This window comes from Pseudonocardia sp. D17 (genome assembly GCF_036984265.1).
GTDB classification, from domain to species: Bacteria; Actinomycetota; Actinomycetes; order Mycobacteriales; family Pseudonocardiaceae; genus Pseudonocardia; species Pseudonocardia benzenivorans.
The window spans coordinates 1-22,054 of the sequence record NZ_BPRG01000052.1 but is presented as its reverse complement, the minus strand read 5'-3'; the positions used below and the strand labels follow the sequence as shown (position 1 = coordinate 22,054).

The window sequence follows — 22,054 nt, the reverse complement described above, 5'->3', positions numbered from 1 at the left end:
AGCATGATCAGCTACCAGCGCGACTCCACATAGGATTAACACGCCGACTTCTGAAACGACGTCTAAGGGAGCGGAGCCGACGCCCTCCCACGTTCGGGAAACGGATAGTAAGAACGCGATTCGGATCGCCCGCCGAACCGTGGTGTACATAGCGTGCCGGAGTAAAGAAAGGAGCGACAATGGTCGTCGAACACGCCTACATCACCGTCGTCCCCGGGTGCGAGAGCGACTTTGAGGAGGCCTTCGCCAAGGCGCAGCCGATCCTCTCCGGGGCCAAGGGGTGTCGTGCTAGTGCGTTGCACCACGACGTCGAGCACCCCGGTGCCTACCTGCTCCGAGTGACGTGGGAGCGGCTCGAGGACCACCTCGAGGTCTTTCCGGCCAGTGAGGTGGGCAAGGAGTTCGGTACGCGCATCGCGCACTTCTTCGTCGAGGCGCCGGAGGTCCGGCACTTCGCCGATGAGTCGGTCACGGCGTAGCGGGGCCGAGACATGGACTTCACTGTCGACTCCGCGACACCGGCCGTTCAGGCGAGCTTCGACGCCACCCCCGCCCCGCGCCTGCGCGCCATACTGCAGAGCCTCACCCGTCACCTGCACGACTTCGTCCGCGAGATCGAGCCAACCATCCCCGAGTGGAACAACGCCATCGAGTTCCTCACTGCAGTCGGCAAGGCCTGCACCGACACCCGGCAGGAGTTCATCCTGCTCTCCGACGTGCTGGGAGTCTCCATGCTCGTCGAGACGATCAACGGGCAGGACGCCGGGACCGAGAGCACCGTCCTGGGTCCGTTCCACATGACCAAATCCCCGGCGCGCGCCCTCGGAGACTCCATCGACGAGGTGGGCGGCAGCCGCGTCTGCGTCGTATCTGGGACCGTTCGAAGCACCAGCGGACGTCCGCTCGCGGGCGCGACGGTCGACGTCTGGCAGTGCGACGAGAACGGCCTCTACGACGTCCAGGTGCCCGACGTCCAACCCGCGGGCAACGGACGCGGACTCTTCACCACCGACGAGCTGGGCAGATACTGGTTCCGCACCGTGGCGCCTTCCCACTACCCCATTCCGACCGACGGCCCGGTCGGCGCTCTCTTGAACGCGACCGGCAGGCACCCCTACCGCCCGGCGCACGTGCACTTCATCGCGTCCGCGCCCGCGCACGAGGAGGTCACGACGCACGCCTTCGTCGCAGGGAGCCCCTACATCGACTCCGACGCGGTGTTCGCGGTCAAGAAGGGCCTACTGGTCGACTTCTGTGAAACAACCGACTCCGAACTGGGCGTCCGTTACGGCGTCGAGCCCCCGTTCATCCACGCCACCTTCGACATCGAACTGGAGGAGACTGCGTCATAGTTGCCGACCACGCCCCCGCCGACACGATCCCGGCACTCAGCGCCTGACCGACAGGGTCTGTCTCGTGATCGGTGTTTCCGGCGTCGTGTTCAGTAGGTCTCGGCTCCCGCCCAGGACGAACCATCGCGCCCGCAGCTTGACATAGGAGCAAGTGGACGCCACTCCGACCACCGAGCCGATCGGAGGTGCGCTGCGCCGACGTTCACCGCCAGCTGGTCATTTGCGCAGGAGGGCCCTGGTGCCGCCGGCGCGGTCTCGGGCGAGTTCTTCGAGCTCGGTGAGCGAGCGATGCGTGACGCGCTTTCACACCACCAACGCGCCGCCGTCGCGGTCGACATGTGCTCGATCAGCGCCGTAATCCCCCTGCGCCGCGCTCCTAATCCCGGCCCTCGGCCTCGGGCATGCAGAGCGCCTCGCGGAGCAGCGGGTGCTTCCGCTCCATCGCCGTCCGGATCTCGTGATCCCCGGCCGGCACCGGGCAGGCGAGCACGAAGCGCTCGACGCCATTCGGCGGGGTCTTGCGCGCAGCGAGGCTAGCCAGCCAGGCGCGAGCACCGTCGTCGCCGCGCGCCAGTCCTCGTTGACCTCGATCACCCGCTGACGCTCGGCCTTCTCCTCCTCCCTCATCGCCCGCCGCTCCTCCCGGCCCTGGGCCGGGCGGGTCGGTCCGGTGGCCGTTGGCCTCGGCGTCGAGGCACACATGCACCGCCGCCTCGCCGCTATACCGCGCTCGCTCAGTCCAACCGTGCACGTCAGGGCGTTCACCGTGCTCAGGATGCTCGACGTGCGACGACAATTCGTGCCACGAACCGTGCCACGCATGTGTCTCGTCGATGATTCACGATCCTTGTGACGTACGTCCCGCTACGTCCTTCTCTGATTGCCGCCCCTACTACCCCAACACGTTAAGCCCTCGCGTTCCCGAACGGGCCGAGAGCCGCCGGAAGTTCGAGGAGCTGTGGGTCGACCGTGCTGCGACAGCGGGCCGACGTCTGAATGCCGCCGAGAACCGCGGCGGCGTCGCGCGCCGCTTCAGGCCCGGTAAATTGCACGGCTCCGCTGTCGGGGCCGTCACGATGGGCGAGGAGCCAGTCGTACAGCAGCCAGTCGACGGCGCAGGCCACGATGAGCGGGTCGCCGTCGCCGGCATGTCGAACGACCGCTTCGAGGGCATCACGGTGTTCCCGGCGCGCCGCGTCTTTGTGTACTCCTGAGCTGTCGAACAGCAGCTGGGACAAGGTTGCCGGGTACCGGCGCCCGTCCTCGGTGCGGATCACCCACCGGCCACCGGCCCAAGGCCGTTCCGGGTCGACCACGATCAGCTGTCCGTAGCCGCTGACTACACCGAGGCTCGGCTGGTCGAGCTCGCCGTCGAAGGGAGCGGGACCCAGCAGTCCGAGCGGGAACCTGGCGCGGATGCCGATAAAGGCGGCGGTACCGAGGATCTGCCCGGCCCGCGCGTCGACGACCGTGCCGAGGACCGCCGCGGCGTCGCAGTACTCGACGCAAAGCCGGTCGATGGCGCGATGCAGCTCGCGAAGGTCGGTGCGCTCCGCAGCCGTCGGCGCGCGGCTGCCGCCGAGCACCTGACCGAAGCGTCCCGCGGCGAGGACCATAGCGTCGTCAAGGGCGGCGAGGTGGGTCGGGACGAGCCGGTGCGGTTCGCTGTCGAGGTGGACGAGGTCGACGAGGCCGACCGGGGTGCCGCCGGGGGTCACCCAGTGGAATCCGATCTGCTCGTCGGTCTGCACGATCCGTGGTCTGGCCATCAGTGCTCCCGCGCCAACCTTTCGTTGGTGATGTCGATGCGCCGCAACGTGTTCTTGTCGAGATCGGCCGCCTGATCCGGGGTGAGCCGCCCGCACAGCCAGTCCCAGTGCAGCGCGACGACCTCGCCGGGCGCGGCGTCGGGCACGAAGCTCAGACCGTCGACGGCGACGGGGACCTCGCCCGTCGCCGGCTCGCCGAGCGCGAGCGCAGCGCCCTCCCAGGTCAGCCGCCGGGCCGACACCGTGATCCGGTCGCCCTCGCGGGCGCAGACGACGGCCGGCCGGATCCGGCAGCCGTCGAGGACGGTCATCGGTGGGTCTAGGGGCCCGCGCCCGAGCAGCCGGGTCCACGGGTAGACGCCGAAGACGTGGAAGCCGTGGTCGGCGGCCGCCTCGGGCAGCAGGTCCGGGGTGAGGTGGGACCAGTAGTGCCCGGCCTGCGGACCGATCCGGTCGAGCAGCCTGCGGCCGAACTCCTCGCCGTCGACCACGTCGTTGAGCCCGCCACCCAGCCAGTAGGACTCCACGACCCGCCGGTCGAGCGGATCGTCGATCCCGGCCAGCTCCGCGAGGACCACGAGGTAGTGCCATGCCCCCGAGAACCGGCGCGCCGCGGCCCGCACGGCCTGCTCGTGACCCGCCTCGGCACCAGCTGCCGCTAGCGTCGCCGACTCGGGAGGGCCGCAGAACCCCAACTTGTTGGGGGCGTAGGCGTAGCGGGCGAACAGCCACGCTCCGTCCGTCATCGGCGGGACTGCCCCACGAGCTGCGCGGCGTCGCGGTGCATCCGGCCGAAGTTGTAGTAGGCGGCGCAAGCGCCCTCGGGCGAGACCATGCAGGTGCCGATCGGGGTCTCCGGGGTGCACGCGGTGCCGAACACCTTGCACTCCCATGGCTTGAGCACGCCCTTCAGTACCTCGCCGCACTGGCACGCCTTCGGGTCGGCGATCCGCACCCCGGGCAGGTCGTAGACCTGCTCGGCGTCGAGGTCGGCGAAGTCCTCGCGCAGCCGCAGCCCGCTCTGCGAGATGAACCCCAGCCCACGCCACTCGAAGTGGGGGCGCAGCTCGAACACCTGCGCGAGCAGCGCCAGCGCCGCTGGGTTCCCCTCCGGGCGGACCACCCGTGAGTACTGGTTCTCCACCTCGCAGCGGCCTTCCCGGATCTGGCGCAGCAGCATCGCCACCGAGGCCAGGATGTCCAGCGGCTCGAAGCCCGCGACGACCAGGGGCTTGCCGTAGACCTCGGGCACGAACCGGTACGGCCGGTTGCCGACGACCGTTGAGACATGCCCGGGACCGAGGAACCCGGAGAGCCGCAGGTCGGGTGAATCCAGGATTGCCTTGATCGGCGGCACGATCGTCACGTGGTTGGAGAAGACGCTGAAGTTCCGCACGCCCAGCTCACGGGCCCGCACCAGCGTCACGGCCGTCGACGGGGCGGTCGTCTCGAACCCGACGGCGAAGAACACCACCCGCTTGTCGGGGTTGTCCACGGCGATCCGCAGGGCGTCGAGCGGGGAGTAGACGAACCGGACGTCGGCGCCGCGGGCCTTCGCGTCGAGCAGGTTGCCGTTGCTGCCGGGGACGCGCATCATGTCGCCGAACGTCGTGAAAACGACGTCGGGCTGCTCGGCCAGCCAAATCGCGTCGTCGACGCGGCCCATCGGGATGACGCACACCGGACAGCCCGGGCCGTGGACCAGCTCGATGTTCGCGGGCAGGACGTGTTCGAGTCCGTGGCGGTAGATCGTGTGGGTGTGCCCGCCGCACACCTCCATGAACTTGAACTCCTCGTCGCCTGCCAGGCCACTGATGGCGGTGAGCAGCCGTCGGGCCGCGGCCGGGTCGCGGAACTCGTCGACGAATCGCATGCGGTACTCCTCGCGTGTGGTGGGGGGGCGCGTCGGGGTCAGACGATCGAGGTGCTGTCGTAGGCGGCGAGCTCGTCGCGGTACGTCTCGCCGAGTCGTTCGATCGCCTGCAGCGTCAGCCGCGCCTCCTCCTCGTCGATGCGGGCCATCGCGAAGCCGACGTGGACGAGCACCCAGTCGCCCTCACCGGGCGGGTCCTTCTGCAGGAGCCGGACGCTGATCATGCGGCGGACGCCGTCGATCTCGACCTTGGCCAGATGCTCGGCGGCGTCGACGACCTCGACGATCCGGCCGGGGATTCCCAGACACATGTGACATCTCCTCAGCAGATTCGCGGCAGCGGGTCGCCGACGAGCATGTCGACGATGCGGGTGCCGCCGAAGCCGGTGCGCAGCGCGACGGTCGCCCCGATCGCGTCGGTCACCTCACCGATCAGGGCCGCGTCGGCGCCGAGCGGGTGGGCGCGTACCGCGGCCAGCGCCGCATCGGCCTCGCCCGGATCGAGAACGGCGACGAACTTGCCCTCGTTGGCGACGTAGAGCGGATCGATCCCGAGCAGCTCGCACGCCCCGTTGACGACCGGCCGGATCGGCAGCGACCGCTCGTCCAGCACGACGCCCAGCCCGCTGGCCTGCGCCAGCTCGTTGCAGACGGTGCCGACGCCGCCGCGGGTCGGGTCACGCAGCCAGCGCGTCGCCGGAGCCGCGGCGACCATCGCCTCAACCAGCTCGCTCACCGCGGCGGTGTCGGAGGCGACGTCGGCGTCGATGTCGAGGTCGCCGCGGGCCAGCATCACCGCGGTGCCGTGGTCGCCCATGAAGCCCGAGAGCAGCACCCGGTCGCCCGGCCGGACGGCGGCGGCCGAGAACGCACGGCCGGCGGGCACGACCCCGACCCCGGCCGTGGTCACGAACAGCCCGTCGGCGGCACCCGTCGGGACGACCTTGGTGTCGCCGGTGACGATCCGGACCCCCGCGCCTGCCGCCGCAGCCGCCATGTCGGCGACGATCTCGCGCAGCTGCACGATCGGGAACCCCTCCTCGATCACGAAGGCCGCCGACAGCCACGCCGGTCGCGCGCCGGCCATCGCCAGGTCGTTCACCGTTCCGTGCACGGCGAGATGGCCGATCGAGCCACCGGGGAACCTCAGCGGCTGCACGACGAACGAGTCGGTCGAGAAGGCCAGGCGCTCCCCTCTCGGGGTGGCGAGCACCGCGCCGTCGCCGAGCTGGTCGAGCTCGTCGTTGCGGAAGGACTCCACGAACACCGCGTCGACGAGTGCGGCCGACGCCTTGCCGCCCGCACCGTGGGCCATGGTGACGATCTCGTCGCGCAGCCGGGGCCGCCGCCGCCGGAACGCCTCGATCCGTTCGATCACCTCGTGTTCGGCGAACGACGGTCCGCCGGTGTCACGAGGAACGGTGCCGGTCATGGCTGTCCTTCCGATACTGCGTCCGGTCGGCCGAGGTGGCTGTGGACGAGCGACCACAGCCGGTGCCCGAGCAGCGCCTGCGACTCCTGGATGCGGTGCACGCTCTGCGACCGGACGACGAGGCAGGCGTCGACGTCGGGGCTGTCGGCGAACTCGCCGCCGTCGTAGCCGGCGAAACCGACGGTGTACATGCCCTGCCGCCGGGCCTCCCGCAGCGCCACGGTGAGGTCCGCGGAGCTGCCGCTGGTCGACACCGCGACGGCGATGTCGCCGCCGTCGCCACGGGCGATGAGCTGGCGGGCGAAGACCAGCTCGAAACCGACGTCGTTGCCCAGTGCGGTGAGGATCGCCTGGTCCGCGGTGAGCGACCAGGCCGGCAGCGGCGGGTGTTCGGGAGGGTGGGCGAACAGCCCCGCCAGCGTCGCCGCGTCGGTCGAGCTGCCACCGTTGCCGAAGGTGAACATCCGCCCGCCCGCGGCGAACCGCCGCGCGATCTCGGCCGCCGCGGCGGCCAGGACGGGACCGCACTCGTCGAGGCTGCGCCGGCGCAGCGCGGCGCTCTCGACGGCCTTGGCCCGCGCCGACGCGGCCAGGTCGCTTAGCAGGGCCGCGGCGTCGGTCTCCTCGGCGTCGATGAACGGGTAGAGGAACCCGGTGTCCTCGCTGGTCATCACGGCTCCTCGGGGTCGATCCGGCTGATCGCGAGCCCGGCGTGGACGAGCACCAGGTCGCCCGGCGCGACGGGTCCGACGAGAGTGGTGTCCACCCGCTCGGTGCCCTGGGCGGTGCGCGCGGTAGCCGGGTCGAGGCCCGACGCCGGGGTGAGGACCTCGGCGAGGCGACCCTCGTCCGAGCAGGTCACGCACACCTCGTCGGTGCAGTCCGGCGCCGTCGTGAGCAGTCCGGGGTGCTCGAAGCAGACGTGGGTGAGCTCCCACAACACGTGGTAGAGCAGGACGAACCCGCCGGTCGCAGGCAGGCTCGGGGCCGGGTCGTCGAGCCACAGTACGTGATCGGCGGCGCCCTGCGGGGGCCGCTCGCCGTTGCCGATCCACAGGGTCGTCACGCCCCAGGCGGGTGCGCGGCGCATCACCGAGGCGACGGCGGAGTCGTCGGCGGCGGCGACGGCGAGCACGACGTCACCGGGGCGGACCGAGATCCGGACCGACGGGACGAGGTCGGGTCCGGTGAGCGCAACCGCGGGCAGTGCCCGCTTGCCGACGACGACCGGGTGCACGAACTCGACCGCGACGTGGTGGGCGTGCGGCTCCCAGGCCGGCGCGAGACACCACAGCGTCGCCCCGGCGGCGAACCGTCGCGCCAGCGTCAGCGATGCGTCGGCGAGGTCGGCCGCGAGCGCCTCGTCGACCAGCGGGGCCGGCGCCGCGGTGCTCACGAGCCCGTCCCTGCGGGGTCCGGCATGCCGAACACTCCGTACTCACGCATCGTCGCCAACGTCACCATCGCGGACTCCTCGTCGAGCCGGGTCAGCGCGAACCCGGCGTGGATGATCGTGTAGTCGCCCACCGCCAGGTCGGGAAGGTAGGACACGCAGACGTCGCGGGTCTCCTCGGGGAACCGCACGCGCGCCATCGGAGCGCCACTGTCCGCGGTCCACACCTCGACTATCCGTCCCGGGATGCCCAGGCACATGTCACACCTCCCGCTCGACCGGCCCGTGCCGCCGGGCCCTCGCCACTGCCGCCGCCACCGCCGCCTGGCCCAGCGCCAGCCCACCGTCGTTGGGCGGCACCAGACGGTGGACGAGCACCTCGAAACCGCGGGCGCGCAGCCGGTCCCGGCACGCGCGCAGCAGCAGCACATTCTGGAACACCCCGCCGGTGAGCCCCGCCAGCCGGATGCCGTGGGCCCGCCCGGCCCACGCGACCGCCACGGCCGTCGCCTCGGCCACGGCCTCGTGCATCCCGGCCGCCAGCGCCGCGACCGGGATTCCGGCACGCAGCCCCATCACCAGGCCGAGGACCAACGGCGTCGGGTCCAGCACACCGTCGGCGCCGACGCCGAGGCGCAGCGGCGCCGAGCGCTCGGCTCCCGCGGCGAGCACCTCCAGCTCGATGGCCGCCTGCGCCTCGTAGTCCACGCGCGGGCACACCCCGAGCAGGGCCGCGGCGGCGTCGAACAGCCGCCCCATGCTGGTGCAGGCCACGGTCCCCGCACCGGAGGCCAGCTGGCTGCCGACGGCGGCGAGCTCGGCCGGCGTGGCCTGGACGACCGGGGGAAGGTCCTCGACCCAGGGCACGCCGGCCGAGCTCAGGTGGGCGAGCGCCGTCCGCCAGGGGTTGCGGACGGCTGCGTCGCCGCCGGGGAGCGGCGTCTCACGGAGGTGGCCGACGCGCTCGAAGGTCGTGATGTCGGTGCCGACCCGAAGCAGCTCGCCGCCCCAGACCGCGCCGTCGATGCCCAGTCCGGTCCCGTCGTAGGCGACGCCGATGATCGGCTCCCCCAGCCGGCCGTGCTCGGCGAGCAGGGACACGACGTGGGCGTGGTGGTGCTGGACCAGCGTCAACGGCCGCTGCCTCGCCGTGCGCTCCGCCCAGCCGCGGGTGAGGTAGCCGGGGTGCAGGTCGGCGGCGAGGGCCACCGGCTCGCCGTGCAGCGACCCGAGCTGTGCCACCGCGCGCTCGAACGCGAACGAGGTCTCCAGCGACCCCATGTCCCCGACGTGCGCGGACAGGTGGGCACGGCGGCCGTCGGTGAGGCAGAACGTGTTCTTGAGCTCGCCGCCCGCGGCCAGCACCGCGGGCGCGTCGGCACCGAGGTCGATCGGCAGCGGGGCGTAGCCGCGGGAGCGTCGGATCGGCAGCTCGCGCCCGTCGACGACGCGGACGACCGAGTCGTCGACAGGGACGTGGATGGGCCGGTCGTGGCCGAGCACGGCGTCGCACAGCGCCGGGAGCCGGTCGCGGGCGTCGGCGTCGGTGTGGCAGATCGGCTCGGCGCTGATGTTCGCGCTGGTCAGGACGAACGCCTCCGGTACCGGAGCGGTGGAGCCGGGGACCTGGGTGAACAACAGATGGTGTACCGGGGTGTAGGGCAGCAGCAGGCCCAGGTGCGGGCTTCCCGGTGCGACCTGGTCGGTGACCGGGGCCGAGGGCAGCCGCCGGAGCAGAACGACCGGCCGTGCCGGGGAGGTGAGCACCGCCGCCTCGTCGTCGTCGACGCGGGCGAACCGCCGCGCCGCCGCGAGGTCGGCGACCATGACCGCGAACGGCTTGCCGCCACGGGACTTGCGTTCCCGCAGCCCGCGCACCGCGTCCGCGGCGTCGGCGCGGCAGGCCAGGTGGAACCCGCCGAGCCCCTTGACCGCGACGACCGCACCGTCGGCGAGCAGCCGCTGGGCGGCCGCGATCGCCGCGTCGGCGTCGGTCACCACGCCGGACGGGCCGTCGAGACGCAACCGTGGCCCGCAGTCGGGGCAGCACACCGGCTGGGCGTGGAACCGCCGGTCGGCCGGGTCGTGGTACTCCCGGGCACACCGCTCGCACATCGGGAACCCGGCCATCGTGGTGGCCGGCCGGTCGTAGGGCAGCGCGGTGATGATCGTGAACCGGGGCCCGCAGTTCGTGCACGTCACGAACGGGTGCCGGTAGCGGCGGTCGGCGGGGTCGTGCAGCTCCCGGACACAGTCGTCGCAGACGGCGGCATCCGGTGGCATCAAGGTCAGCGGTCCGTCGGCATCGCGGCTGGCCACGATGCGGAACCCGGACTCGTCGGCCAGGCCGACGGGCTCGCTCCCGACGCCGGTGACGCGCGCCATCGGCGGCGCCTGCGCGACGAGGGCATCGGTGAAGGCGCGCAGGGCGTCCTCCGGGCCCTGGACCTCGATGAACACGGCCGCCGCGTCGTTGCCGACGAAGCCGGTCACCCCGAGCCCGGTCGCCAGCCGGTGCACGAAGGGACGGAACCCGACGCCCTGCACGACGCCGGTGACGGTGAGCCGGCGACGGGCCACCGCGCCGGTCCCGGTGCTCATCCGCGTCGCCACAGCACCACCCGGTTGTTGCCGGAGTCCGCGACGGCGAGCACGTCACCGTGCACCGACAGCCCGTACGGCCAGCACAACGTGTCGTGCTCGACGGCCGACCAGCGGTTCTCGCCGTTGGTGGTGAACGACGGCTGGGCGAGCACATGGTCGGCGGCGCGCCCGCCCGCCCAGTCGCCGTCCCAGGCCAGGATCCGGTTCTGCGCGGTGTCGGCGACGAAGAGCCGTCCGGCCTCGAGCGCGAGCGCGTAGGGGAACCGGAAGCGGTCGCCGCTGTGCGGACCGTAGGGCCACTCCGCCGAGGAGGACATGTCGGGCTGGCCGATGACCAGCTCCGCGGGACGGTCGCACCGGGGCGGGTCCTGCCAGCCCAGGATCCGGTGGTTGCCCGCGTCCGCGACGAGCAGCACGTCCGCGGTACCGGCGAGGTCGTGCGGCCAGCGGAAGCTGTCCGCCGCCGCCTCGCCGCCCCGGTTCTCCTCCCGGCTCGCGGCGTCGGGCTGACCGAGGACCAGGTCGGCGGGCCGCCCGTCGCCAGGGATGCCGTCGTCCCAGCCGAGGACGCGGCGGTTGCCCGTGTCGGCCACGAGAAAGCGGCCGTCGATCACCGCGACGCCGAAGGGCCAGTAGAAGGTGCAGGCGTCGCAGGCCCGGCCCGCGTTCGGTTCCACCGACGACGCGTCCGGCTGCCCGATCACCAGGTCCGGGGCGACGTCGTCGTGCCGGGGAACGCTGTCCCACACCAGGATGCGGTGGTGCCAGGCATCGGCGACGACGAGCCGCCCCTCGTGGACGAGCACCCCCGTCGGCAGGTTGAGACCTCGCTCGGGCCCGCGGCCACCCGCGGCCCGCCCCTCGGTCGTGCCGTCGGGCTGGCCGAGGACGACGTCGGCAGGCCTGCCGTCCTGCGCGGGGACACCGTGCCAGATCAGCACCCGGTGGTTGCCCGAGTCCGCCACGACCAGGTGATCGGCGTCGACGTGGACACCGCGCGGCGAGTAGCACCACGCCCGGGTGGGCGCCGCCGGCGGCAGCGCCAGCCCGCCCGGGGCGGGCGCCCCGATCCAGGTGGTGGCCCGCCAGCCGCCGCTGAGGTCCGGCCCACCCGCGGCGGCGTCCGGCCGCGCGGCGGTCGGGCCGGTGGTCGAGGTGGCGACCCGGACCCGCAGCGACGAACGGCCGACGCTCACGTGTGCACCCGGACCCAGATGCGGTCGCCGTCGACCCGCACCGGCAGCTGCTCGAGCTGCGCGCCGGGTGCGCTCAGGCACTCCCCCGACGTCGCGTCGTAGCAGAAGCCGTGCCACGGACAGGTCAGGGTCCCGGCCCGCACGTCGAGCAGGGCGCCGTCGAGCGGCAGCCCTTCGTGGGCGCAGGCGTTGCGGTAGGCCGAGATCCGGTTGTCGACATTGACGACGATCACGTCGGCGCCGGTGCCGTCGTCAGCGGCCAGCTGCACGGCCGCCAGCGCGCCGGGGGCGACGTCGTCGGTCCCGAGGCCGTCGACCCAGCCGGGGGGCAGCCCGGTGGAGCGGGGGAACATCGACTCGACCGCGATCAACGTCGGAGTCGGCTCGTTCGGCAGCACCTCGACGGAGCGGATCGCCGGCACCTGCGCGACCAGCGCCTCCTCGACCAAGTTGCGCAGTGTCACCGCGGACATCGAGCAGCCGTTGCAGGCGCCCTCCAGGCGCACGTAGGCCACACCGTCGGCCACGTGGGCGAACGCGACGTCCCCGCCGTGCGACTGAAGCTGGGGACGCACCGTCGTCAGGACCCGCTGGGCGTGGGTCGCGGGGTCGGGACGGACGATGCCGTGCAGGGACAGCAGCAGGTGTACCACGGGGTCGTCGACCAGGGTGAACAGCAGATCACGGGTCTCCGGCCGCTCCCGCATGGCGCGCACGATCGCGCGCAGCCCAACACGGTGGATCTCCTCGATCGCCGCCCGCAGCTCGGCGGCGGCCTCACCGGCCGCGCCGTCGAGGGCGGAGGCCGCCTCGACCGCCCGATCGACCCTCCCCGCGAGGTCCTCGAAGGACGGTTCCGCCTCCGTCGCGGCCGGACCGGAGGATGCCGCAGGGGTGCTCTTCGTCGAGGCCGTCATCGCCGTCTCCTCACTGTTTCCACTCGGTCCGCGCGAGCCGCTCCACGACCTTCGCCGTGAGCAGGTCGGCGAACACCGACTTCGCCAGCCGGTCCAGCACCGCCGCCACTGTCTCCTCGGGAGCGACCAGCCTGCGGTGCAGCGCCTGGAGGACGAACGCGGACCCGGCGACGTCGTCGAGCCGATGGTCGGCGAACACCGTGTCGACGAACTCGGCCAGCCTGACCCCGTCGTCCCCGCTGTCGTCGCGCAGCCTGCGCAGCGCCTCGGCCCGACTGTCGCACCTGGCCACGACGTGGGCCGCGTACCGCTCGGTCACGTCGTTGAGCAGGACGTCGAACTGGTGGCGCTGGTAGGGCTGCACGGGTCAGTCCTCACTGCGTCGCAACGCCTGCTGACGTGCGATCTCGTCGAGCACGCCGCGCACGGTCCGTACCGCCTCGACGTCGCCGAACTCCTCGAAGACGAACCGCGCGTCGTAGAGCTTCGCCTTGGCGACGTCGAACATGCCCAGGTGTGCCAGGACGTTGCCCTGGTTGGCCAGCACGCGCGCCCGCCCCATCGGGTCCTCGTCGCGCGAGCGCACCTCCAGCACCTCCTCGTAGAGCTCGACGGCCTCCACCAGGTTGTCCGCCTGGTGCGTCGAGGGCGAGTAGACGAGCGAGTTCGCGAGGTTGAGCTGGGCGCTCGCCCACTCGGTCGGGTGGTCGGCTCGCGTGTAGACGGTGAGCGCCGAGCGCAGCGACTGCACCGCGATCCCCGTCCGCAGCTGGTCGGACGCCTGGATCATCGGAGCCGTGAGGTAGGCGGCGGCGAGGTTCGCGTGCGCCGACGCCCACACCAGCGGGGCCTCCACGGAGGTGACCAACCGCAGCGCGGCGTGGTAGTGCGGGATCGCCCGGCCGGTCTGTCCCAGCTCGTGCAGGGCCAGACCCGCCGCGAGGTGGGTCTCGGACCGCGCGACCCGCATGTCCCGCGCCTCGTCGAGGCCCCGCAGCGCCGCCTCCAGCCGGTCGACGACGCCGTCGGTGGGTGCCGCGGCCCGCTGTTGCTCGGCGCCCGCGGCGGCACCGCGCAGGACCGCGGCGAGGACCGGGGTGCTGCCCTCGCACAGCGACACCGCCGCGTCAAGCAGGTCCACCGCACCCGCCGCGTCACCGTCGGCCAAGGCATGCGTCGCCCGCGCGCACAGGACGAGCGCACCGACCTCGCCGGTCGCCGCCCCGTCCACCGGGGGTCCGGCGGCGACCCCGACGGTGAAGGCGACCACGTCCACGAGCACACCCAGCTCACCGAGATCGGCGCGCAGCGTTTCGGGTGTGCCGCCCACCGGGTCCAGGACGAACCGGTTGAACCGGCTCACCGGATCGTCGCCGGTGAGCGCGGCGAGGGCGGCGTCCTGGTCGCCCTCGACGACGAGCCGGTGCGCGGCCATCCGGTCGGGCCAGGTGGTGGGGAGCCGCCCGGCGAGCAGATCGAGGCGGGCGGCCTCCGTGTCGGCACCGGCAGGGACGAGCAGGTAGCCCAACGGCAGTGGGAACGCACCGATCGGCAACGGTCGCACCGGCAGGCCGGTGCCGTCGGCGGAGTCGTTCGGCGCCGACAGCGCGACGGTCTCAGCAGTCATGGCACGGTCCTCACAGGTCACGGTCGGCGGCGCGGCGGATCAGCGAGGCGCTGATCTCGGCCCGCGCGCGGGTCGGGTAGGTGTCGATGCGCCTCCGGACGACACCGTCGCTGAAGACCACCACGATCTCGACGGCCCAGCGCCCGCGGTCCTGGACGATGACCGTCTCCACCCCGACGGCCACGGCCGGGGGCTCGGCGGGGCCGTCGGGGCGGTCCGGGTCACCCTCGGCGGGGACCGGATCGCGCGGTGGCTCGGGGACGGCGCCGGTCCCGGAGGCCGCGGCGTCCTCCGGTTCGTCCTGCGGCGCCGAGGCCGGCCGGTCGGTCACGGCGATCATCGTGCCGTGCCGAGCGGGATCCGCAAGGCCCCCTGCTCGGCGTCCCAGATCGCCTCGTGGACGCCCACCGGGACCCGGTCCTCGAGCGTCTCGCGGACGAGCACGGCCCGGTCCCCGGCGAGGTTGCGCTGCTTGAGCAACAGCCCGCCACTCTGCGGCCGGCTCAACGGCACCAGCCACAGCTCACCGTCACGCAGCGCGGCGACCGCGGCATCGGCCGGGAACCGATGCGCGGCGAGCCGGGCACCCAGCCTCAGGTAGCCGTCGTCGGTGAACTCGACGCTCGGTACGCCCGGCCCATCGTCGGCCGGTCGCAAACGCGCTAGGAAGTCGCGTTCGACGATCGCGATCACGTCCTCCATCGCCGCACGGACGGGCTCACTCAGCTCGCCCCCCAGCTCGACGCTGCCGGCCTCCACGAGGAAGACGGTCACGTCGTCGGGGCACTCGTCGCCGAGGACCCAGCGGGCGAAGCTCAGCGCGTGGTCCCAGCGGAACAGGTGGCTGTGCAGCCCCTGCAGCGGGGGCAGCTCCCCCAGCTCCGAGCCCGGCACCCGGTACACGGTGCCGGGCGCGGCGCCGGTCGCGGCCGCGTCGATCAGGACGACCTGCGCCGCGCCCCGCATCTGGAATGCGACGTCCATGCCCGCGGTGCCGCCGTCGACGATCCGTGCCCCCTCCGGGACGCCGCGTTCCCAGAGGTGGCGGACCAGGACGGGACCGACCCCGTCGTCACCGCGCAGCAGGTTGCCGCAGCCGACGACGACCACGTCGCACGGTGGCCGGCCCGAGTCCGGTCCGGCCGATACCGCCGCAGCGCCTGCCAAGGCGGTCACACCATGCCGTTGATCACGAACTTGCTCAGCTCACGACCCGTCTTGCCGTCGTAGGCGTGCACCGTGCAGACGAGGCAGGAGTCGAAGCTGCGGGCGACGTGCCCGAGCTCGACCGGGTCCTCCTGGTCGGCGATCGGGGAGCCCACGAGAGCGCGCTCGATCGGCCCGGCGATCGCGGCGCCGTCACGCGGCCCGATGTTCCACGCGGTGGGGGTGATCACCTGGTAGTTCTTGATCTTGCTGTCCTCGATGACGACCCAGTCGGCGAGCGAGCCCCGCGCCGCCTCGGTCGCGCCGAAACCGCGGCCCTCGGCGTACTCCGTCGGCTTCGTGTAGAAGCTCTCGTGCAGGTCGAGCTGGTCGAGCCAGCTGCGGACCCACTTGTAGTACTTGGCGCCCTCGTGCATCCGGGCCAGCTGCCGGGTCAGGACCGACGGCCCGATCTTGGAGAGGATGTCGACGAACAGCGGGTCGGCGTCCTGGTGGGACGCCGCGCCGGGCGCGCCCGCGGCCATCCGCCGAGCCAGCGGACCGGCCTCGAGCGGGATGTGGCCGAGGCCGGGGACGTCGTAGCGGGGCGACTTGGCCCAGCTGTACTTTCCCTGCTTGCGGCCGACCTCCGGGTCGATCGGGCGGGTCTCGCCGTCGAACGGGTGCAGCGCCCCGGTGCCCTCGTAGAAGGAGTGCGTCACGTCCTCGCGAACCCGGGACTGGTCGAAGTCGAACCACTGTCCCTTCGCGTAGATGCCCGAGCGGCCGACCAGCGCCGCGTTGCGACCGTCGATCGTGGGGTTCTCGTAGAGCGAGGGCTCGAAGTAGGTGCCCATCGCGAGGTAGTTGCCCACGCCCGCGCCGTACTTGTCGAGCCCGATCTCCAGGGCGTACCGGATGAAGAAGCCACAGTCGCTGTTGTACTGGGACTCGTTCTCCTCGACCCAGGCGAGCACGTCCTCCCAGGTCTTGTTCTCCAGCCACCGGTCGACCGAGCAGCCCAGCCACTGCTTCTCGAGCCAGTTGTCCTTCCAGTGCTCAAGGATCGAGATCGAGCGGGTGACGTCGGACAGCGTCGGCGCGCACATGACCCCGCCCGGGACCATAAAGCTAGAGTGCGGCCACTGCCCGCCGAAGATCGCGTACACCTCGACCGGCTTGTTCGACAGCACGACACCAGGCTGATAGCTCGTCCCGACGTAGGGGGCGAACCGCCGCACGGCCTCGGCGTAGTTGGGAGCCTTGGCGTAGTTCTTGTTGGTCAGGTCGATCGCGAACAGGGCGTAGAAGTAGCGCGGGATGCTCTGCAGCGTCTCCGCCGCTTGACAGATGTTGCGGACGAGGGTGGCGTTGGGCGGCATGTGCGTCTTCCACGCCACGTCGAGCGCGTAGGCCGACTTATAGAGGTGGCTGCCGCCGCAGATGCCGCAGATGCGCGGACAGACGATCAGACCGGCCTGGGGGTCCTTGCCCTGCAGGATGATCTCGAAGCCGCGGAACATCGCGGCCTCGGTCCAGGCGGAGGTAACAACGCCGTCCTCGATGGTGACGCGCACGTCGAGATCGCCCTCGACGCGGCCCAACGGACTCACGAACAGGTCGACAGAGGTCATGATGGGGGTGTCCTTTCGGGAACGGCCAGGAGTGGGTGGTGGACAGTTCGCGCCTCAGGCCCGAGGCCCTCAGACCACGAACATGTCCTCCTTCGACCACTGCGGCGCGGCGATGCGTGCGGCCGCCGCGTGTGCCATGTACGTGAGGTGGTCGCTGCCCTCCGGGACCTCCTTGGGGATCATCCCGCTGACCTTCTGGGTCTTGAACACGGTCCCCGGGGCGAGGTCGAAGAACGGGTACTCCGGCTCGGTGCACCCCATGCACGGCTGCCCGGCACGGGTCTTGGACGACTGCCGGTTCCACAGGATCCGATTGCACGGGGAGTGCGTCATCGGGCCTCGGCAGCCGAACTCGTAGAACAGGCAGCCCGTGCGGGTACCCTCGCCGAATGAGGTCGTCGTCTGCTTGTACTCGAAGAACTGGACACGCGTGCAGCCGGTCTGGGTGAACGTCTTGAAGAACGTCTCCGGTCGGTGCAGTTCGTCCAGGGCGATGTCGCCGGCGCGGCCGGTGGCGAGCGCGACGATGACCTGGGTGATCCAGTCCGGGTGCGCGGGGCAGCCCGGGATGTTGATGACCGGCAGGCCCATCTGGGAGCGGAAGTCCGGGCCGAGGAACCCGCCGCGTTCCCTCTTGTGGAACTGCAGCCCGGTCGAGCCCGACGGGTTGGGCTCCATCGCCGGGATGCCGCCCCAGGATGCGCAGTCGCCGATGGCGACGACGATCTGCGCCTGGGCGGCCAGCTCGGTGACCCAGTCCTTCATCGGCCGGTCGGCGAACATGTCAAAGCGGCCGGTCCCGTCGGGGCCCTCGATGACGGTGCCCTCGAAGACGAAGATGTCCAGTGGCCGCTTGCCGGTCGCGCAGTCGTTGAACAGTGTCTGGGCCTGACTGCCCAGCTCCATGCCCAGCGACGGGTGCCACAGCAGGTCGAGACCGAAGTCGACGATCAGGTCGACGACGTTGGGTTCCTCGGCGTTCAGGAACGACATCGTGTTGCCGCTGCATGCTCCGCCTTGGAACCACAGCACGGACGCCATGGGAACTCCTCTCGCGCGCGTCCTCGACATAGAGGTCGCTGTCGTGGTGGGAGACGGCGCTCGACGGCCGTCGGAGTGATCGCGGTGGTGGGTCTCGGTTGGGGTCGAGGGTCGGGCATGGAGCCCGGGGACGGTCAGTGGGAGGCGTCGAGCTGCTGACCGAACGCCTTGGCAACCTGCATCAGGTAGCCGAGACCACGGGAGACGTCGTCGTCCTTGAGGGCTCGAAGCAGCCCGAACACCCCGGTCGGGACGGAGCGGTCGGCGTCGATCCGCTCCCGGCCGACCACGAGCGCGTGGGCGAGCTGGGAGATGACCTCGACTGCCTTCGGGTCGGTCAGGCTGCTGCGCAGCAACGCGTCCAGCGCGGGCGTGGCCGAGCTGAGCGAGCCCGACAGCGTCGCGACGCTGGAGGCCAGCCCCTTGAGGTCGACCGAGGGCAGGTCCTCCGCGCCACCGCGCAGCTCGCCGATCGCATCGGCGAGGGACGCGCCGATGACCTCGCCGCGACTGACGAGACCGTCAAGCCCGACGACGAGGATCGCGAGCAGGTCGGCGTGGTCGAGCAGGTTCCCCAGGGCAGCCGCGACGCGCGGCTCGTCCAGCCGCGCCAGGAGTTCGTCGGCAGGGGACTGGGCGACGAGTTGGCCGTTCGGAGTCACGGGGCCTCCCGGAAGGGTGCGACGTACGGGTGAGCTGGCGCACAGGCTAAGCAGAGAAGCGCGCCGCGCCTATCGCGTTCACGCAGCAGCTGTCAGGATCACGCACACTTGCTGGCACAAATGCGCACGAACCCGCCGCGGGAGGTTGCGTGATCGCGACACTCGACTGAGTGACACGGCCGTTCGAAGGACGGCAGAGAGGGGTAGCGGGGATGTCGCGGCTGACCCGGCTCGGCTTCATCGACGTGCGCCGGACCGCGAACCCGGTGCGCCGCCGGGTGCGCTCGCGCGGGATCCCCCCCGCGCTGGACGGGCACGAGATCTTCTACACCGAGGACATCGGCGAGAGCGCCGTCATGCTGGGCAAGGCCCTGTCCCCGTGCACGCTCACCGTGGGCGACATCGGATCGCAGCAGTTCGCCGCGAGCCTGCACGGCGTGCGGCTGCGCGATGTGAGCCTGCTCTACGTCGACCTGACCGTCGCCGCGTCGCTGGACATCCCGGCCACCGGACCGTCCTTCGCAGTGCACATGCCGACAAATGGTCGCGCCGTCTGCGTTAGCCGGGGCCGCAGCTTCGAGGCCAACACGATTCGTGCGATCGTCGCCAGCCCCGGCCTGCCTCTAACGATGCGGTTCGACCACGACTCACCGCAGTTAGTGGTGCGCATCGAGCAAGAGGCACTCGAACGACACCTCACCAGGTTGCTGGGCAAAAGCCTCGGACCGCCGATCGAGTTCGAGCCCGAGATGGACCTGGCGAAGGACGCCGCCATGCGCTGGCACGGCGCGATCCAGCTGATGCACACCGAGGTGTTCTACGAGGGCTCGATGTTGCAGAGCGGCCACGGCATCGGGCCGCTGGAAGAGCTCCTGATGAGCACCCTGCTGCTACTCCAACCGTCCAACTACCACGCCCAGCTGATCCGGCCCGCCGAGCAGCCCGGCCGTCGGGTCGTGCGGGCCGCGGTGGACTACATCGAGGCACATCTGCGCGAGCGCGTCACGATGACCGACATCGCCGAGAACGTCCACATGAGCGTCCGGGCGATCCAGCAGGGGTTCCGCGAGGAGCTGGGCACCAGCCCCACCCTCTACTTGCGCGAACGCCGTCTGCAGCGAGCGCGGGAGGACCTCACCGACGCCACCTCCGCCGACGGCCTCACGGTCACCGACGTCGCCGAGCGATGGGGCTTCAACCATCTGGGCAGCTTCGCCGTGCTCTACCGCAAGCGGTGGGGCGAGTCCCCGTCGGAGACCTTGCGCCGCTGATCGCGGCGTGTACGGTCTGCTCCCACTCGAAAGGAGCGCGCCGTTGCACGAACTCTCGATCTGCCGGTCGATCTCCGACATCGTGGTACGGCACGCCGCGGGACGACCGGTACGGATCGTCCACGTCCGGGTCGGCGCGCTGCGCCAGATCGTCCCCGACACGCTGGTCTACTGCTGGTCGCTGGTCAGCGCGGACACCGCACTAGCCGGCTCGCAACTGTGTGTCGACAGCGTTCCCGCGGCTATCAGATGCATTCCGTGCGAGCACGTCACGACGCTTTCGGAACCGCTCATATGCTGTTCCCGGTGCGGGGGCCGCGACATCGAGGTCGTCGCCGGCGAGGAATTTCTCATCACCTCACTCGACCTAGCGGAGGTCTGACCGAATATGGGCCGATTCCACCGGCACGACGACGGACACGAGCACGGACAGGGACACGGACACGGACACGGACACGGACACGGACATTCCGACCTCGGCGACCATTCCGGGTACCGCACGGGTGGTGAACGCATCGAGGTGCTCGAGCGGATATTCGACGAGAACGACCACACCGCGGCAGCCAACCGAGCCGACTTCGACAGCGCCGGCGTGACCGCGATCAACGTCATGTCATCTCCCGGAGCAGGGAAGACGTCGCTTCTCGCGGCAGCGCTGCGCATACTGACGGAGACCCGGGTCGGCATCGTCGAGGGCGACATCGAGACAAGCATCGACGCCGACCGGCTCTCAGGCCTCGGGGCAACCATCTCGCTCCTCAATACCGCCAACGGCTTCGGCGGGGAATGTCACCTCGACGCACCGATGGTGCGTTCCGCACTTTCGAAACTCGATCTGACTGCGCTCGACCTCCTGCTCATCGAGAATGTCGGGAATCTTGTTTGTCCGGCCGAATTCAGCGTCGGAGAGCATGCCCGCGCGATGGTGTATTCAGTCACCGAAGGTGAAGAGAAGCCGTTGAAGTACCCCGTCATGTTCCGATCGGCAGATCTCATTCTCGTGAACAAGGTCGACCTCCTTCCTCATCTCGACTACGACATTGACATCTTCTTCCGCAACTTGCGAGCGGTCAATCCCACAGCCGCGGTCCTCGAGACGAGTACGCGCACCGGCCGGGGCGTCGCCGATTTCTGTGACTGGCTTCGTACGCGATGTACACCGGATCCGGAAGGATCGGCTGCGGCCCGAGGTGACACCACGGCCCGCTCTCAGCCGTAAAACAGACAAGTACGTCGCATCGAGCGATGGCCCACTCGAAAGCATGATGCCCCGACAGCTTTCGTCGGAGACTCGTTTACGGCAAGGGTTGATCTTCGATACACTGAACTTCTTATCGACTGTCAAAGCAGCGCCACCTGCGCGCGAGCAAACTTGCATCACTCAGTCGGGTTCCCCCCTTGTTTCCTGCCGAGCGAAACTACCCCGTCAGATGGCCGCCGGAGATTCAGATCCCTCGGCTTCGACGTGTGAGCCGAGATGTCCGCGCCGACCTTGGCCAGTATGTCGACGGACAGCGCGTTGATCTTCTCGTCGGAATCGGTGCCCGCGGAGTAGACCTCGACTCTATCACCGGCGGTCCGTCGCATCAGGCCGATGGTGGTCATCTAAGACTTTCCACCGTTTGCAGACGCACACGAACAGAACGGACTGCTTTCACTCAGTCACGAGGCGCCGGACCGTGCAGGGAGCTCGGCAGCAAGCAGCTCACGGTCGGCCCAGCGTTTCGGGGTCCGCCACGAGACCTGGAAGCGCGCTTCCGCCGCCGAGACCGGCCAGTGCTCCTCGACCAGGCACGCCAGGCGTAATCGGCCCGGTTGTGACAGCGGGGCGTTAGCGTGGACCCCAGTGTCACGCTGCCGCCGCCGCTGAGGTGGTAGATCGACTTCGGTCGCGAGGTGACTCTTACGGTGGGTGCCGCCTGCTCGGGCTGGCCTTCTCGTGAATCGTCCATCGCGGCCGGAGTCGGTCCGACCGGCGTGACTTGATAGGAGAACGAGGCGACGTCCTCCGACTGAGGTGTGTCCGCCGGCCGGACCCGTATCCCCGGTGAAGGAGACATGCACATGGTCGTGGTGGGCGTGGACCCGCACAAGCACAGCCACACCGCCGTCGCGGTGGACTCCAACGGTCGCGAGC

At 70.8% G+C, this 22,054-nt stretch carries 24 protein-coding genes and 1 pseudogene; 5 read left to right on the top strand and 20 right to left on the bottom strand.

What is annotated here, in order from left to right:
- The first annotated feature begins 179 nt into the window (after nt 1-179).
- Together PSD17_RS11775 and PSD17_RS11770 are read left to right on the top strand one after the other, a co-directional pair.
- Nucleotides 180-479: an antibiotic biosynthesis monooxygenase family protein gene (locus PSD17_RS11775; RefSeq protein WP_013678360.1), complete on the top strand. Its 300-nt coding sequence runs from the start codon at nt 180-182 to the stop codon at nt 477-479.
- Nucleotides 480-491: 12 nt separating this feature from the next.
- A complete protein-coding gene (locus PSD17_RS11770) occupies nt 492-1,352 on the top strand; it encodes a dioxygenase family protein (protein WP_339122651.1) in 861 nt (286 codons plus the stop codon).
- Nucleotides 1,353-2,257: 905 nt separating this feature from the next.
- On the opposite strand, the gene PSD17_RS11765 is transcribed toward PSD17_RS11770, so the two are convergent.
- The 18 genes from PSD17_RS11765 to PSD17_RS11680 all read right to left on the bottom strand — a co-directional run bounded on the left by PSD17_RS11765 (nt 2,258) and on the right by PSD17_RS11680 (nt 18,646).
- A complete protein-coding gene (locus PSD17_RS11765) occupies nt 2,258-3,121 on the bottom strand; it encodes a hypothetical protein (protein ID WP_339122650.1) in 864 nt (287 codons plus the stop codon).
- Nucleotides 3,121-3,867, bottom strand: coding sequence for a DUF6390 family protein (locus PSD17_RS11760; RefSeq protein WP_013678356.1), 747 nt, complete (start codon nt 3,865-3,867; stop codon nt 3,121-3,123). Before PSD17_RS11760 ends, PSD17_RS11765 begins: the two co-directional genes overlap by 1 nt.
- On the bottom strand, nt 3,864-4,994 hold the full coding sequence (hypD, locus tag PSD17_RS11755; protein WP_013678355.1) for a hydrogenase formation protein HypD: 1,131 nt from the start codon (nt 4,992-4,994) through the stop codon (nt 3,864-3,866). Before hypD ends, PSD17_RS11760 begins: the two co-directional genes overlap by 4 nt.
- 38 nt (nt 4,995-5,032) lie before the next feature.
- A complete protein-coding gene (locus tag PSD17_RS11750) occupies nt 5,033-5,305 on the bottom strand; it encodes a HypC/HybG/HupF family hydrogenase formation chaperone (RefSeq protein WP_339122649.1) in 273 nt (90 codons plus the stop codon).
- 11 nt (nt 5,306-5,316) lie between these two features.
- Nucleotides 5,317-6,426: a hydrogenase expression/formation protein HypE gene (gene hypE / locus PSD17_RS11745; RefSeq protein WP_013678353.1), complete on the bottom strand. Its 1,110-nt coding sequence runs from the start codon at nt 6,424-6,426 to the stop codon at nt 5,317-5,319.
- Entirely contained in the window at nt 6,423-7,097 is a 675-nt protein-coding gene (locus PSD17_RS11740; RefSeq protein ID WP_013678352.1) for a D-sedoheptulose-7-phosphate isomerase, read from the bottom strand. The genes hypE and PSD17_RS11740 overlap by 4 nt, the downstream gene beginning before the upstream one ends.
- Nucleotides 7,097-7,822 carry a HypC/HybG/HupF family hydrogenase formation chaperone gene (locus tag PSD17_RS11735; RefSeq protein WP_013678351.1) on the bottom strand — a complete coding sequence of 242 codons (726 nt, stop codon included), beginning with the start codon at nt 7,820-7,822 and terminating at the stop codon, nt 7,097-7,099. The genes PSD17_RS11740 and PSD17_RS11735 overlap by 1 nt, the downstream gene beginning before the upstream one ends.
- Complete coding sequence (locus PSD17_RS11730) at nt 7,819-8,079, bottom strand: HypC/HybG/HupF family hydrogenase formation chaperone (RefSeq protein ID WP_013678350.1); 261 nt, start codon at nt 8,077-8,079, stop codon at nt 7,819-7,821. Before PSD17_RS11730 ends, PSD17_RS11735 begins: the two co-directional genes overlap by 4 nt.
- A gap of 1 nt (nt 8,080) precedes the next feature.
- Nucleotides 8,081-10,420 (bottom strand): carbamoyltransferase HypF, encoded by a 2,340-nt coding sequence (gene hypF / locus PSD17_RS11725; RefSeq protein ID WP_339122648.1) that lies wholly within the window; start codon nt 10,418-10,420, stop codon nt 8,081-8,083.
- Nucleotides 10,417-11,619, bottom strand: a complete 1,203-nt coding sequence (locus PSD17_RS11720) for an NHL repeat-containing protein (protein ID WP_013678348.1) — start codon at nt 11,617-11,619, stop codon at nt 10,417-10,419. The genes hypF and PSD17_RS11720 overlap by 4 nt, the downstream gene beginning before the upstream one ends.
- The gene (locus tag PSD17_RS11715; RefSeq protein ID WP_339122647.1) at nt 11,616-12,536 is read right to left on the bottom strand and encodes a NifU family protein; all 921 of its coding nucleotides are present in this window, start codon (nt 12,534-12,536) and stop codon (nt 11,616-11,618) included. Before PSD17_RS11715 ends, PSD17_RS11720 begins: the two co-directional genes overlap by 4 nt.
- 10 nt (nt 12,537-12,546) lie before the next feature.
- Complete coding sequence (locus PSD17_RS11710) at nt 12,547-12,900, bottom strand: hypothetical protein (RefSeq protein WP_013678346.1); 354 nt, start codon at nt 12,898-12,900, stop codon at nt 12,547-12,549.
- A 3-nt stretch (nt 12,901-12,903) separates the two neighbouring features.
- Nucleotides 12,904-14,163 (bottom strand): hypothetical protein, encoded by a 1,260-nt coding sequence (locus tag PSD17_RS11705; RefSeq protein WP_339122646.1) that lies wholly within the window; start codon nt 14,161-14,163, stop codon nt 12,904-12,906.
- A 10-nt stretch (nt 14,164-14,173) separates the two neighbouring features.
- The gene (locus tag PSD17_RS11700) at nt 14,174-14,494 is read right to left on the bottom strand and encodes a hypothetical protein (protein WP_143770694.1); all 321 of its coding nucleotides are present in this window, start codon (nt 14,492-14,494) and stop codon (nt 14,174-14,176) included.
- A 5-nt stretch (nt 14,495-14,499) separates the two neighbouring features.
- On the bottom strand, nt 14,500-15,273 hold the full coding sequence (locus PSD17_RS11695; RefSeq protein ID WP_041760178.1) for a hydrogenase maturation protease: 774 nt from the start codon (nt 15,271-15,273) through the stop codon (nt 14,500-14,502).
- Nucleotides 15,274-15,335: 62 nt separating this feature from the next.
- Nucleotides 15,336-16,943, bottom strand: a complete 1,608-nt coding sequence (locus tag PSD17_RS11690; RefSeq protein ID WP_339122645.1) for a nickel-dependent hydrogenase large subunit — start codon at nt 16,941-16,943, stop codon at nt 15,336-15,338.
- 69 nt (nt 16,944-17,012) lie between these two features.
- Nucleotides 17,013-17,984 (bottom strand): hydrogenase, encoded by a 972-nt coding sequence (locus tag PSD17_RS11685; RefSeq protein ID WP_013678341.1) that lies wholly within the window; start codon nt 17,982-17,984, stop codon nt 17,013-17,015.
- 134 nt (nt 17,985-18,118) lie between these two features.
- Nucleotides 18,119-18,646 carry a DUF1641 domain-containing protein gene (locus PSD17_RS11680; protein WP_339122644.1) on the bottom strand — a complete coding sequence of 176 codons (528 nt, stop codon included), beginning with the start codon at nt 18,644-18,646 and terminating at the stop codon, nt 18,119-18,121.
- Between the two features lie 212 nt (nt 18,647-18,858).
- On the opposite strand from PSD17_RS11680, the gene PSD17_RS11675 reads away from it, so the two are divergent.
- Genes PSD17_RS11675 through hypB form a run of 3 tightly spaced genes read left to right on the top strand, consistent with a single transcriptional unit; the run spans nt 18,859 to nt 21,136 of the window.
- Nucleotides 18,859-19,917 carry an AraC family transcriptional regulator gene (locus tag PSD17_RS11675; RefSeq protein WP_339122643.1) on the top strand — a complete coding sequence of 353 codons (1,059 nt, stop codon included), beginning with the start codon at nt 18,859-18,861 and terminating at the stop codon, nt 19,915-19,917.
- Nucleotides 19,918-19,960: 43 nt separating this feature from the next.
- Nucleotides 19,961-20,299: a hydrogenase maturation nickel metallochaperone HypA gene (locus tag PSD17_RS11670; protein ID WP_339122642.1), complete on the top strand. Its 339-nt coding sequence runs from the start codon at nt 19,961-19,963 to the stop codon at nt 20,297-20,299.
- A 6-nt stretch (nt 20,300-20,305) separates the two neighbouring features.
- Complete coding sequence (gene hypB, locus PSD17_RS11665; protein ID WP_339122641.1) at nt 20,306-21,136, top strand: hydrogenase nickel incorporation protein HypB; 831 nt, start codon at nt 20,306-20,308, stop codon at nt 21,134-21,136.
- A 158-nt stretch (nt 21,137-21,294) separates the two neighbouring features.
- Here hypB and PSD17_RS11660 read toward each other — a convergent pair whose 3' ends face one another.
- Both PSD17_RS11660 and PSD17_RS11655 read right to left on the bottom strand, forming a co-directional pair.
- Nucleotides 21,295-21,522 (bottom strand): hypothetical protein, encoded by a 228-nt coding sequence (locus PSD17_RS11660; RefSeq protein WP_049803555.1) that lies wholly within the window; start codon nt 21,520-21,522, stop codon nt 21,295-21,297.
- 102 nt (nt 21,523-21,624) lie between these two features.
- Nucleotides 21,625-21,741: pseudogene (locus tag PSD17_RS11655) on the bottom strand (IS481 family transposase); the annotation flags it as partial.
- Nucleotides 21,742-22,054 lie beyond the last annotated feature (313 nt).